Origin of the sequence: Streptomyces paradoxus (assembly GCF_014202475.1) — a bacterium.
Classification (GTDB): Bacteria; Actinomycetota; Actinomycetes; order Streptomycetales; family Streptomycetaceae; genus Streptomyces; species Streptomyces paradoxus.
In genome coordinates this window covers 155,990-169,334 of the sequence record NZ_JACHGV010000015.1, presented here as the reverse complement: position 1 = coordinate 169,334, position 13,345 = coordinate 155,990, and the positions used below count along the sequence as shown (strand labels likewise).

Genomic DNA, 13,345 nt, shown 5'->3' with positions numbered 1-13,345 from the left:
CCCGACCCCTCCCCCACAGCCGCCGACGGCACTCCCCTTCCCGTCGGCCGCTGACCACGTCCCCCCTTCGCCCGCCCCGGCGCGGCACCGGTTCGCCTGCCGGTGCCGCGCCCTGCCCGAAAGGCCGGCCATCATGCCCGCACACGCCCTGTCCGAACGAGCCGCACGCGCCGCGCTCGCCGCCCACTTCGCCCCCGGCCAACTCGCCACCGAGCTCGACGAGTACACACCGGCCGAGGTGTGGGACCGGCGCGTCCGCAGCAACGGCAGCGGGCTCCTTGCCTCCTACCGGCCGCACGAGGAACTCGCCCAAGCAGAGCTGACCTGCCCGTTCATCATCCCCTCGGACGAGGAGTGGCCCACCGCCCTCGCCGACCTGGGGCCCGCCTGCCCGCTGGGCCTGTGGGTCCGCGGCCGCGAGCGACTTGCGCGGCTGACCGACAGCGCCGTCGTCGTGACCGGCAACCGGGCCCCCACCGAGCAGGCCGTCACCCGCGCGCACGACTTCGCCACCGCCCTCGCCGAGGCCGGTCACACCGTCACCGCCACGCTCGCCTACGGCGTCGACTCCACCGCCCACCAGGCCGCCGCCGAGACGGGCCAGGCATCCCTCGCCGTCCTGCCGCGCGGCCTGGACGGTGCCCACCCCCACGCGCACGCCCCGCTACTGAGCTCCATCCTCGACAACGGCGGAGCGGCAGTCAGCCTCTACCGGCCCGGCACCGCAGCCAGCGGCGCGACGCTGAAGGCCAGCGCCGTTGTGCTGGCCGCGCTCGCCCGAGCGGTGATCCTCGTCGAGGCCCTGGACCACGTCGGGTCAATGTACGCAGCCGAGACGGCCGTCGAGCTCCACTGCCCCCTGCTCGCCGCGCCCGCCACCGGCGACGTCCGCTCCAGCGGCAACGCCCGCCTGCTCGACGGGCAACTCGCCGTGAACAGCCCGGACCCCCGACTCGCACTCGCACTGCCCCACGCGCGCGTGGCCCGCGCCGGCGACGTCGCGGACGGCGACCTGCTCCTGGCCGCGGTCGGGGAGCAGGGAGCCGACTACTTCAACACCCCCTACATCGCCCACCCCGAGCCCTTCGACCCGTCCTGTGGCTGCGGCGTGTGCTGCCTCATCACGGATCCCGGCGAGGTGGTGGTGCTGTCCCAAGGCGATCCCTGGGAGTCCTGCGATCCGTGGCCCGCCAACGACCTCCTGCTCATCGTCTCCGCCCACCGGCTGACCGACCGGCCCCTCGAGGAGTGAGAGCCGCCATGTCCCGTACGACGTACACGCCGTCACTGCCCGGCCTCAGCGCCGCCGACGATGGCCTGGACACCATCATCAACTGGGGCGCCGGCGCTGACTCCTCGGCCTACCTCGCCAAGATGCTCACCGCCCCGGACGCGCACGGCATCGACCTCGACCGCACCGCCGTCCTCTACATGACCACCGGCAGCGAGTGGCCCGAAACCCGGCTCCTGGCCGACGAGTTCATGCTCCCGCTGCTGCGCGAGAACGGCGTGCGCTTCGTCCAGCTGGCGCGCAACGGGCACCTCCAGGCCGACGGCTTCACGGTCCTGGACGACTCCCGCCAACCCGAGCAGCTCATCGCGCGCGGGCCGTGGACGCTGTGGAACGACCAGGAGTCCGTCGGCACGGTGCCCCAGGTGGCCGGCACCCGCAAATGCTCCCTGTGGGCGAAGGGCGACGTCGGCGACTGGTGGCTCAAGCAGGTCTTCGGCGGTCGGCCGTTCAGGCAGATCATGGGCTTCAACGCCGACGAGGAGGGCCGCCGCCTCGGCGACCAGGTCACCTCGAAGATGCCCGGACGTACCGGGGAGTTCCCGCTCATCGACTGGGGCTGGAACCGGCAGCGGTGTGAGGCCTACCTGCTGGAGCGGTTCGGCGTGCACTGGCCGAAGTCGTACTGCACGTTCTGTTGCTTCTCCGCCTCCATGGGATCACTGCCCGCCCACATGGAGCGCATGCGCTCCCACCCGGACATCGCCGGCGAGGTGCTGCGCCTGGAGTACACGGCGATGAGTCTCAACCCGAACGCGAAGCTCTACGGCCGCAAGACCCTCCTGGAGATGTTCGACCCGACCCAGCCGCGGGACCGGGCGTGCCTGGAGGCCTTCGAGCGCGAGCTCGACATGCCGTGGGCGCTCTACCGCGTGCGCCGCCTGTTCCTGCTGTCCGAGGACGGCAGGCGGCGCCCGGTGAAGCGCTCCACCGAGCGCATCGACCTCGGCCGCCCACACCAGCTCGCCAGGCGCCTGATCTCCATCTCCGAGCGGCACGGCGTCGACGTCGAGCACGACCCGGTGTACGGGCGCGCCCGGGCTTGGGTCCGCCCCCGCGCCAAGGACTGGCCGATGGCGGAGGAACTCTTCGCCACCGCCCCCGCCCGGGTGATCGACAAGCAGGACAAGAACTTCGAGCAGCACTGGGACGCCCTCGTCTCTGGCTCCGCCGCCCAACTCCCCCTCGTCTGAACCGCCCCTCACCGCCACCTCTGGAAGGACTTCCCGTGCGCGCACCCATGCCCTCAGTCCCTGCTCCTCCTTCGCTTCTCCGCCGTGCTGTACCTGGCCACGCCGTCCGGAGCTGACGTACGGGCCGTCATGCAGGCCGGACTCCTGGCCTGCATGACGACCCCGGCCCAGGGCAACGTGATCCCGCCCGGCGCCCTGTACGCGTGCGACAACGGCAAGTTCGGCAAGGGATGGCCCGGCGAGCAGGCCTGGTTCGCCTGGCTGACGGCGACCGTCAAGCGCTACGGCCCCGACCGCTGTCTATGGACCGTCGCCCCCGACGTCCCGATGGACGCCGCGGCCACCCTCGCCGAGTCTCTGCCCTGGCTGGAGCCCATCCGCGCCCTGGGCATCCCGGCCGCGTTCGCCGCCCAGGACGGCAGCGAGCACGGCCTCATCCCCTGGGACTCGATCGACGTCCTGTTCCTGGCGGGCTCCACCGCCTGGAAGACCTCACCGGCCGCCCATCAGCTGGCCGTTGAGGCCCAAGAGCGCGGCCTGGCCGTCCACATGGGCCGCGTCAACTCCCGCCGGCGGCTGCGCATCGCGCAGGCCTTCGGCTGCACCAGTTGCGACGGCACCTACCTCGCCTTTGGGCCCGACACCAACCTCCCCCGCCTCCTGGGCTGGATGAACGAACTCCACACCACCCCGACCCTGTTTGGAGACGAGACATGACGACCCTCCTGCGCCATATCGGCGCCGCGATCATGGGCATCCTCGACCCCATTCCCTCCACCACGCCCTCCTCGATGACTGAGGAGGAAGGCGCCTGGGTCCGCGCGCACGCCTGGACCAAGGGACTGCGCAAGATCGACGATGCCTACCCCCGCGGCTTCCACCGCTGGTGCTCCTGCGAGCGCGGCATCTGCCCCGGCTGTGCCTCCGGGCACCACGACGGGTGCGTCAGCGCCGACGGCCCCCGCGTCGACGAACACGCCGACGCCGTCACCGACGCCCGAGGGTTCGTCGTCGCCGTGATCCGGTACGGACCGGGCCAGCGGCCCTGCCGGTGGCTCTGCCCCTGCCCTCACCCGGCGGACGTCGAAGAGACCGCCGACACGGGCAAAGCCGAGAAACCCCCTGCCTCCCAGCACGCCATCCCCGCGCACCGGCCTGCAGCCGCCCCGGAGGGACAGCTCATCCTCTTCGCGAGCGGCCTGCAGGGGCGCGGGGACAGGGAGGCACTATGAGGTCCCCGGTACAGGAGACCCTGCCGTTCGAGGAACTGCCGGAGGTACCGACCGCGTCGCCCTGGTGCCAGCGGTGGCGCGAAGGGAGGCACTCCTGGGCGCATGTCCGCGACGGCGGCTTCGACGCCCGCCGCTACACCGTGGACGTCATCCCCGACGAGGAGCCCGCCAAGGGGTTCGTGCTCGCACACCATTACTCCGGCTCGTACCCGGTTATCTTCACCGTGATCTTTCCAACAGCCACGTCAGCCACATGCATGCTGAACTGGCCGGACCATCGGTATCCAAGGGGTGTTCGGCATCACAGGCACGTTTGTCACGTCGTTCCGCGCAGAGCGAGCGACGCTGGCCCAGGACAAGACAGGGTGGGTGATCGTCGGAACCGACGACTACGCCCTCCATCGTGAAGGCTCGCTGTTCCTCGCAGGCCTGCGAGACGCCGGCCGGGCCTACAACACGGAGAGGACGTACGCCGGGCGGGCGGCGCTGTACCTGTCGTATTGCACCTTCCACCGCCTGGAATGGGCAAAGATCACCGTGTGGCAGCTTGCGCGCTTCCTGCACTGGTTGGTGGATGAGCCACTGCCTTCGCGGGCCCGCGGCGGGGGCAGGCCGGAACGATTCCGCGACGAGAACACCGCGAACGCGATCGTGGGCACGGTCTGCGAGTTTCTGAGCTTCGGCGTACGCATGCAGTGGGTCGGTCCTGAACTCGCCGGGCAGCTGACCGAGCCCCGCTACCTACGGTATCTACCGAAGGGCTTCAACCCGGGCGAGAACGACCAGCACCGCACGGTCCGCTCGCGAATACTCAGGCTCCGGGGCGTCGACTCGGGGATCGAGTGGCTGACGGTCGAGCAGATAGCTCGCCTGATCGACGTGACCCGGCACGCGCGGGACCGCTTCCTGGTGCTCCTACTGTGGTGTACTGGCATGAGGATCGGCGAGGCGCTCGGGTTGCGTCGTGAGGACATGCACCTCCTGGCCGACTCGCAGGCCTTCGGCTGCCAGGTCAAGGGCCCGCACGTGCACGTACGGCGCCGCTTGAATAGCAACGGCGCGTGGGCGAAGTCCCGGAAGCCGCGCGCCATCCCAGTCACCAGCGAGCTCGGCATCTGCTACGCCGACTACCTTCACGAGCGCTCAGCGGTTCCGCAGGCCGACTTCACCGAGCATGTGCTGGTCAACCTCTTCCGGGAGCCGCTCGGACAAGCGATGACGTACTCCGGGGTGAAGGGGCTGTTCGACAGGCTCGCCCGGCGGGCGGACCTGATCGCCCGGCCCCACATGATTCGTCACAGCGCCGCCACCGAGTGGATCCGTCAGGGCACCGACCGGTCGGTGGTCTCCGACCTCCTCGGGCACATGTCTGAATCGTCCATGGCCCCGTACATCCACGTCGACGAGGGATCCCGGCGGGCCGCAGTCGAGCGCGCGGACGCCCGACGCCGGGAGATAGCGCGGTGACCATCGAGACGACGGCCGCCGTGCCCGAGTCCCGCGTCGTCACGCTGCCCGTCGACCGTGCAGGGTGGATGGCCTGGCTGATTGCGAACACCAAGGCTGACTGGCGGCCGGATGAATGGGATGCGGCGAACTGGCTGTTCACCGGCGATCCAGACAAGGACGAGACCGCGATATGGCGGTGCAACAGCGCCGGCTGCCACGTCGCGGTCCGCGCGACGCGGCATCTGTGCCGGTCCTGCTACGAGCAGTTCCTCGAAAGCGGACTAAGCCGCGAAGAGTTCGCCAAGGTCGGCCGCCGGGCCCTGGTTCGCTCCCTGCCTGGGGAGCGGCCACCGTGCTCGGTCGAGCGTGACGGCGTGCGCTGCGCCCTGGAGGCCCAGTCGCGGGGCGCTTGCACCCCGCACTACGTACGATGGCGCTACCTCCTGCGGAGCGGGAAGACGGCGATGGCGCTGGACGCGTGGCTCCAGGCCGAGGCCGAGCCGCTCCCGCCGGGCACACCGTGCCTGGTCGGGGCCTGCGCCGGCAACGCCCATGGTCGAGTGCCGCTGTGCACTTACCACCGTGATCGCTGGCGCCGTCACCGGAACGAGACCGGCATGAAGGGCACGATCCGCGAGGGCTTGGAGGAGTGGGCCGCCGTACAGCCGCCGTGGCTGACCGGCTTCCAGTTCTCGCTCATCACCCTGCCCGAATTGCTCCGCCACGAACTCCGCTTCGCGCTGGCGGAACGCGACAAGCAGCGCCCGACCCTCAGCCCGGTCGGGATGCGGCTGATGGTCCGAGGACTCGAGGGCGTCTCGTCCATCGCAGAGCTCACGGACAAGAAGCTCGGCGACCTCGGATACCTCGACCGCAACTGCGAGGCCCACTGGAACGACGTCGTACGTCTCGTACGCGGGGCCTTCGACCGCTTCCGGGGCGTCGACCCGCTGGACCGGCCGGTTTGGGAGCTCGGCGACCTTGGCCTGCGCTCACGCACACGATCCGGAGTCCGCGTGTCCTCGCGCCGCCTGGACATCACGCAGATCCGACAGGAGTGGCTGCGCCGCCTGATCGCCGACTGGGTCAAGGAGACAACCCCCGACAACAACGACTTCCGGGTCACCTTCGAGGGCTGCCTGTCGGCATCGCGGGCCCTGTCCGCGCGACCGGGCGGCGGGCATGACCCCGGCGCACTGAAGGTCACGGACATGGACGCGGTCGTCGCCGCGATCCGCGACCGCAAGCGCCAGGACGGCACCGCCACCCTCGCCTACGGATCCCGCGCCGAGCTCCTCGCGCACTTCTGCCAGTTGCTCGATTTCGGGCGGCGCCTTCAGATCCTCGACCATGTCGCCTCCGTCTTCGCCCGCCACCCGCACCACAAGATCCCGTACGAGGACCCCGCCGAGGACATGGCGGGCAAGGCCATCCCGGAGTACGTCGTCGCCCAGCTCGATGCACAAGTCCACCTGATCGGCGAAGACTTCGCCTACGGGGACATGGCGCCCGACGCGGTCAAGGCCATGCTGCGCACTGTCTACATCCTGCTGCGCGACACCGGCCGCCGCCCGTGGGAAGTGCGCTGGCTCCGAATGGACGGTCTCGAAGCGCAGGACAGTGAGTACATCTTGATCTGGGACAACCACAAGGCCCGCCGCAACCGACGCCGCCTGGAGATCGGCAGGGAGACCGCCTTTGCCATCCAGGAGTGGCTCGCGATCCGCCAGACCCTGAATGTCCCAGCCCGATCGAGAACCTTCCTTTTCCCGACGGCGCGCCACGGCTACGACGCGTGCATCGACTCGGACACCGTCGCCAAGATGCTCCGGCGCTGGGTCGACGGCCTGCCGGAACTGCTCACCGACACCGTAGACAAGGACGGCAACCTCCTGCCGTTCGACCGCAGCCGCATCTTCGCCTACGCCTTCCGCCACACCTACGCCCAGCGTCACGCGGACGCCGGCACCGAACTGAACACCCTGCGCGACCTCATGGATCATAAATCGGCAGATACCACCATGGGATACTTCAAAGTGTCGATGGAGAAGCGCCGCAAAGCCGTCGAGACGATGCGCCGGCACGTCGTCGACCGGTCCGGCAATCCGGCGGCGACGCCGTCTGCGACCGCATACGAGGCCCGCTCGGTCGCCGTGCCGTTTGGCAACTGCAGCGAGCCGTCCAACGTGAAGGCCGGCGGCGGTAGCTGCCCGATCCGCTTCCAGTGCTCCGGGTGTGCCTTTTACCGTCCCGATCCCTCATTCCTTCCTGCGGTTGAGGGCCACATCCGGGCTCTCAAAGCGGACCGCGAGATGGCCAGGGCCCTTGGGACCGCGGAGTTCGTCGTTCGCAACTTCAGCGACCAGATCGACTCCTTCCAGAATGTCGTCACCAGCCTCCGCCGCCAGATACAGCTGATGCCGGAAGACGATCGGCGCCACCTCGAAGAGGCCTCTGCCGTCCTGCGCAAGGTTCGTGCCGCGGCGCCCCCACCCGTCCTGCCCGTGCCCTCCATCCCCGCCCGGAGAAGTACCGATGAATGAGTCCCGCACCCCCGCCCAGGTCCTGCGCGAGGCGCGGCAGAAGGACTCGCGCGACAAGCGCGCCCGCGTCCTGGCGGTCGTCGACCAACTCCTCACCGACAACGAGCCGGTCACCTTCACCGGCGTGGCCCGCGCCGCGAACGTCTCCCACTGGCTCGTCTACGCAGAGGGCGTGCGCGAGCACATCGAGGCCGCCCGGCGCGGTCAGGGACGCGCCGCGACCAACAATGCCCACGCCGGACCCAAGGCACCGGCTGGATGGAAGGTGGAGAAGCAGCTCCTCCATGAGGACAACCGGCGCCTACGCCAAGAAGTCGAGCGCCTGAAGGGCGCCGTCCGCCGAAATCTCGGCCAGCAAGTCGACCAGATTGGTGCCGCCGACCTTGGAAGCCGCGTCGACGAACTCACCACCGACAACCAGCGCCTGCAGGGCGAACGCGACGAGGCATTGGCCCGCGTCAAGGACCTGACCGACCAGCTCAGCGAGGTCCAGGACGATCTGGCCGGCGCGCGGATGAGCCTGCGGCGCATGATGCGCGCTGAGAACCAAGCCAGCCGGAAATGACCGGCGTCGAATGGTGCGGCGCGAGGTTCCCGTCTGACCCTTGCGAGGTCACTTCGGGTAGATCACCACCCCGACGCGCGTTGAGACAGTGCCGCGATGTTGAGGGCACGCATCGTCAACTCTGGGAATGGCAACCTCGGGCTCCTTAAGCGAACCCCCTACTGCGGTGCCACGCGGCACCTTCCGAGCACATCCCTCTGGCCACTGTTCTGAGCGTAGGGCCTTCTTGTCGTCTGTGAAGAAGATCTGTACGGGGAGAGGGCTTGTGACCTTTGGCGGCGACTCATCTTTGTGAGCCAGAAGAACGAATCCGAGAACAGCCGCCAATGCAACCAGCCCAGACCACGGAAGCGCCTTCAAGAGGCTTTTATAGCGTTTACGAATCTGCTGCAACTCGACAAAATCCATCAAACTTCGCGTGTAGCGGTGGGCGGTTGCCTGGTTAGGGAGCCTATGTTGACGGCGCAGACGATGACCGCACGCGAGATGATAGAGATCGGAGATGGTTCTAACTCCGACGGGGAATAGCAACCCCTTGTTGGCATTGATGTCCGTGATTAGGGAGATTGTCCCCTTATCTAGACCCTGTGGTCGTCGACGGGCTCCCGCCGCTTGCGCTAGGCGGACACTGTCTCGAGCCAACTGCACCATAGTAATTTCTGCGGGAGAGAGAACGTTGGCAGCGCGGCTGATGATGTAGCCGGCGCAGCCCACCACAACAGCGGCCGCTAAGAACCCCAGCACGGCGCGCTCCACGGTCAAGTCTTGCAGCACGGATACTTGCAGCCCTGCAACGAAGACGGCAGCGACTGCGGCGATCGCAGCAGTGAGCCACTGAGCGCACTGACGATACGCTGCAATGGCGGCCGGATAATCCTCCACGGCTGCCACTTCGGGGGCGCCGAACTCGGCAGCCTCAGCTTCCGCCGGTTCTCCCTCGGGCGTCGGTGGAGGTGTCCCTGGCGAGCCCCTAAGGATGCGGTCAACCCAGTCACGCAGAGCCCACACTGAGTGCACCTCCTTGATCTACACTTGCACATCATCTTGCGCTACAAATGTCTGCTAGGCTGTCTTGACTGCCCTAAAAATCGGGCATATCACCCTAAAGGTCGCGACACGCTCGAGCGCGTGGAGCGGATGGCCGCCGCTTGCAAGGCACCCGGCGACCGGCGCGGGCAAGGATCGCCCGAGGCGACACGCCCGACCGCGGGGGTAGGACCAGGAGGACGGATCATGGCACTGGAAGAACCGCTGGCGTTCGAGGAGACGGATGTCGTCACGATGCGCGAGCTCGGGCAGGCTCCTGCCAAGGCCATCGAACGGATCAACGAAACCGGGCGGGCCGCCCTGGTAACGAGGCACGGCCATCCCCAAGCGATCATCCTCCCCTTGGCTAACGCCCGGATAGCCACCACAGTCCTGGCCAAAACCGACAGCCGTCTACACAAGTCGGTGACGGCGGCAGACGAGGAGATGGGCACCAAGGGCGCGGTTCCTGCCTCAGAAGTGGCCCAGGCGCTTGGGCTCAAGTCTCCGCGTTAACCCATACGCCCTAACCGTGGGTGCCTTCGCCGTCCCGGGCGCCTACGGTTTCTTCATGTGCTACTCGCCTCAGGCTTTGACGGAACTCGGTGACATAGCGAGGGCCGACAAGGGTATCGCTAACCAAATCTTCGAAGTGGCCGAAAATTGGCTTCCCGAACAGGTAGATATAAACGACCCTGACGACGGTTTGGCTAACAGCTATCGAGTGCGGTGCGCTATAACGCCAAAGCATCGAAAGCGCCTCAAGCCTGGAGATCAAAGCGGAGCGCATCGGTATTACATTGTCTACCGGCCAACGAAAAAAGGGGACGTCGACCACGCCGGAAATGAATGCCGGGATCGTTTCGTGAAAATTAGAATCCTCCACGAGGATGAGTTCCTCGATGAATTTGCCGAGATCGAGGGGTTGTATATCCCTGGCTAAGCGCCGCATGATCCGGACGGAGAACGCTCCCTGACAGCCATGTGGTGGAGGCTCGCGAGAGCACTTCAGTCACCGTGCCGCGCATGCCCGGTACGGTGCACAGAGTCGAGGCCGTTCGGCGCCCTTTCGGTCACGGCGTGCCGGGGACGGACGGAACATAGCCATGATGGAGGCAATCACCGATCGTCAGCCCATCGTGGAAGCGAGTTTCAGGAAGGGCGCTCCGCGATTAGTCCTTCGGCGGTAAGCCCGAACCGCCACATGCGATCTGCTTCATGAAACTTGCCCTGACTGGCGAGCTTATCGATCACACGTTCGGCAGCGAATGGGTTGCCCGCATCTATTTCCGCGCGGAGTTCACCCGGGTGACCGTGCTCGGCTAGCAGTTCGGCCAACCGCCGGTCACTGGCATAATGGAAGCTGGCACGGAATCCCTCAATGAGGTCGCGGAGTTCGCCGATATGACCTTCCGCGGCCAGCAGTTGAGCCAAGCGCCGGGTGGGCCATTCCCACCGTTCGTCAGCCGACACACTGTCACTCTCGTGCAGTTTGACCAGCGGTCGCAGGATGGCCAGGGCCTCCTGGGTTCGTCCGCGCTCGACGAGCATCCTGACCAGCAGCCACGTGGCTTGAGCGTGGTTTTGGTCAGCGAGGCCGCGGAGCATCGTGAGCGCCTCCTCGACCCGGCCCCGCTGGGCGAGCAGATCGGCTAGCCGCCGGGCGGCAGCGTTGCTCCGGGCGGCGCGAAAGCGAAGCTCATCGACCCGGCCATGGTCGAACAAGACTTCGATCAGCCGCCTGTCGGCCCAAATAGTCCAGACCCATGGCAGCGGGAGGTCCGCGTAGGTTCGAAGGACCGCGAGGGCATCCTCAACCCGGCCGGGGTCGGCTAGCAGTTCAGCCAAGCGCCACGCGCCAAGACTGCTGCCGTCGTCGTCGAGGGCTCGCCTCCACTTGCCGTGCCTGTTGGCATTCCTTATTTGGTTGTACGCAGGGTCGTAGGAATCCTCAGCGCGGATGCGAAGCGCCTCGATGTGATCGTGGTCGAGCAGCAGCCTCGCGGCTTGCCGCTCGTTCTTAGCGTGCGCGACCAACGTATCGACGCGGCCGTGCTCGGCCAACAACCAGGCCCACAGGGCGATGGGATCGTCGTTGTAATGGCGATGGCCTCGGGCGATCGTGATGGCGTCGTCGACGTAGCCGTCCTCGGCCAGCAGCCAGGCCCGCCAGTAGGTCCGCCATCTGAGGCATCCGCAGTTATAGCCGTGCTGGATCCAGATGTCGTTGTGGAGGTCGTGCTCGGTCAGCAGCCGAGCTGCCTTCAGGTCACCGCTAGCGGCGCGGTCGCCCAGTTCCTTGCGCTGCCGCGTGGCCAGGAGTTCGGCCAACCGGTCGGCCGCATGCCAGTCGCCGCTGTGAGCGGCGACGCGGAGTTCCTCGACTCGGCCTGGATTGGCAAGCAACGTAGCCAGAACCTCAGGTATGGGGGGGTAGTTGCCGGGCTGCCTGTGGGTTGCCTCTTGGATGTCCTCGGTCCGCCCCTGTCTGGCGGCGAGTTCGGCGAGGCGGTCATTGACCTCTTGTGAGTCGCCAGCCTCCAGGACGCGACGATAAAGCGGCACTGCGTAGCACAACCGCAGCCGGTCCTTCGCGCTGGCAGCCAGCCGCTCGACGTCGTCGCGGTGGTGGGCATGGGCCAGCAATGCCTCCCAGGCGCCGGCCGGGACCGGCTGGACGCGGCGCTGGGCGCTGGCGTGCTGGAGTAGGTAGTCGGCGACATCGAACCCGGCGACCTCGCCCATCGTCGCCCCGCCGGCCGGGGCCAGCGCGGCCGCAGCGCCTTGCAGCAGTTCCGTCACGTACGCCAGCGCCATCTCGAACCACTTGGCCGGGGCGACGGCCCGCTCCCGTCCGGTGCAGTAGGCCGGCGCCATCGCCATGAGCAGTTCCGGTGGGAGGGGGTGCCGCATGCCGAGGCGGGTGGCGTCGACGGCGGCGGTCAGGACGGCGCGGGCGTAGGGGTCCGCGTGCTCCCAGCGGCGGATGAGGGCGGGACCTGCGGCGAGAACCTGGGTGAAGCCGGCCTCGGGGCTGTCCAGTGCGATACGGATACGCTGGTCGGTGCCGGCGAAGGTTTCGCCCCGGCGGCGTTCGGCCAGGCTGAAGGTCTCGGACACCTTGATGAGTTGGGCAAGCTTGAGTAACTCACGGTCATTGTCGTACGGATCTGGTTGGCCAGCCGGAGGCCGGACAGTCCGCATGGTGTACTCATGCGGCCACAACGTCGCAACCACGACCGTGCCGGCGGTGATGAGCTGCCGCAGGGTGCCGACGGAAAGTCCGGTGGGGTGGTTGAGGTAGCGCTGCATTTCGTCGAGCCACAGCACGGTGCGAGGTGTGGGCGCCTCAGCAAGGGCGTTGATCGCTAGCGGGTCGGCGGGGTGGAGCAACCACCACTCCGCCAACTGGGCACGGATCGCCTCGTACAGGGCCCTGGTCTTGCCAACCGACGAGCCGCCCAGAAGCAGGATGAATCCGCCCTGCGCCGCGGTGGCGGTCAGGGTGGCGTTCAGGTCAGCGTCGAAATCCCGCGGCACGTACGCTGGCATGTCCTCAGTGACGCCGGGAACCTGGATCGCGGCGTGTACGCCGAGTAGGCGCGGACGCGCCAGCCGAACGCGTACGGCGCCCGCGGGGCGTGGCTGATTCGTCGTGGCCACACGCTCCCAGGCGGCGAGCCATGGCCGCTGCGCCGCGTCCTGGTCGAGTCCGCATGCGATCAAAAAGCTGATCACAGTGTCCCGAGTTGGTGTGGACTTAGCGTTGAGCAGATCGCTCAGCGTCGCTGGGGGCAGCAGCCGAGGCTTCGCCGCCCTCCTCAGCGCGGCGTAGGAGCGGCCGGCGCGCAACCAGTTGCATGCCTGGGCGAAATCCGCGAGGGACTGCACCGAGTCCAAGTCAATCTGGTGTCCCTTGGCGGCAGCAACAACGGGGTCCTCGGCCATAGTGCGCCCTCCCTGCTGTTCGGCGGCTCTTACCGAACACTGCCGAACCACCGTAGAACCTCAGCACATCCGGCGCGAGCGCCGAGGTCACCCAGACC

The 13,345-nt window shown here is 67.7% G+C and carries 11 protein-coding genes; 8 read left to right on the top strand and 3 right to left on the bottom strand.

Features of this window, described 5'->3' with window-relative positions; all coding sequences use genetic code 11:
- Nucleotides 1-133 precede the first annotated feature (133 nt).
- From HNR57_RS34810 to HNR57_RS34780, 7 genes are all read left to right on the top strand, one after another.
- Nucleotides 134-1,252: a DNA-processing protein DprA gene (locus tag HNR57_RS34810; protein WP_184566589.1), complete on the top strand. Its 1,119-nt coding sequence runs from the start codon at nt 134-136 to the stop codon at nt 1,250-1,252.
- Between the two features lie 8 nt (nt 1,253-1,260).
- Nucleotides 1,261-2,484: a hypothetical protein gene (locus tag HNR57_RS34805; protein WP_184566587.1), complete on the top strand. Its 1,224-nt coding sequence runs from the start codon at nt 1,261-1,263 to the stop codon at nt 2,482-2,484.
- Between the two features lie 84 nt (nt 2,485-2,568).
- Entirely contained in the window at nt 2,569-3,201 is a 633-nt protein-coding gene (locus tag HNR57_RS34800; RefSeq protein WP_184566585.1) for a hypothetical protein, read from the top strand.
- Entirely contained in the window at nt 3,198-3,716 is a 519-nt protein-coding gene (locus tag HNR57_RS34795) for a DUF6248 family natural product biosynthesis protein (protein WP_184566583.1), read from the top strand. The genes HNR57_RS34800 and HNR57_RS34795 overlap by 4 nt, the downstream gene beginning before the upstream one ends.
- A 369-nt stretch (nt 3,717-4,085) precedes the next feature.
- Entirely contained in the window at nt 4,086-5,183 is a 1,098-nt protein-coding gene (locus HNR57_RS34790) for a tyrosine-type recombinase/integrase (RefSeq protein WP_313675609.1), read from the top strand.
- Entirely contained in the window at nt 5,180-7,708 is a 2,529-nt protein-coding gene (locus HNR57_RS40700; protein ID WP_184566582.1) for a tyrosine-type recombinase/integrase, read from the top strand. Before HNR57_RS34790 ends, HNR57_RS40700 begins: the two co-directional genes overlap by 4 nt.
- The gene (locus tag HNR57_RS34780) at nt 7,701-8,273 is read left to right on the top strand and encodes a DUF6262 family protein (protein ID WP_184566571.1); all 573 of its coding nucleotides are present in this window, start codon (nt 7,701-7,703) and stop codon (nt 8,271-8,273) included. Before HNR57_RS40700 ends, HNR57_RS34780 begins: the two co-directional genes overlap by 8 nt.
- 48 nt (nt 8,274-8,321) lie before the next feature.
- On the opposite strand, the gene HNR57_RS34775 is transcribed toward HNR57_RS34780, so the two are convergent.
- Complete coding sequence (locus HNR57_RS34775; RefSeq protein ID WP_184566569.1) at nt 8,322-9,281, bottom strand: hypothetical protein; 960 nt, start codon at nt 9,279-9,281, stop codon at nt 8,322-8,324.
- A 225-nt stretch (nt 9,282-9,506) separates the two neighbouring features.
- Between HNR57_RS34775 and HNR57_RS34770 the strand changes: the two genes are divergently transcribed.
- Nucleotides 9,507-9,815, top strand: coding sequence for a type II toxin-antitoxin system Phd/YefM family antitoxin (locus HNR57_RS34770; RefSeq protein WP_184566568.1), 309 nt, complete (start codon nt 9,507-9,509; stop codon nt 9,813-9,815).
- Nucleotides 9,816-9,825: 10 nt separating this feature from the next.
- On the opposite strand, the gene HNR57_RS34765 is transcribed toward HNR57_RS34770, so the two are convergent.
- Both HNR57_RS34765 and HNR57_RS34760 read right to left on the bottom strand, forming a co-directional pair.
- Nucleotides 9,826-10,251 (bottom strand): hypothetical protein, encoded by a 426-nt coding sequence (locus HNR57_RS34765; RefSeq protein WP_184566567.1) that lies wholly within the window; start codon nt 10,249-10,251, stop codon nt 9,826-9,828.
- Nucleotides 10,252-10,451: 200 nt separating this feature from the next.
- Nucleotides 10,452-13,247 (bottom strand): hypothetical protein, encoded by a 2,796-nt coding sequence (locus HNR57_RS34760; protein WP_184566565.1) that lies wholly within the window; start codon nt 13,245-13,247, stop codon nt 10,452-10,454.
- Between the last annotated feature and the right edge of the window lie 98 nt (nt 13,248-13,345).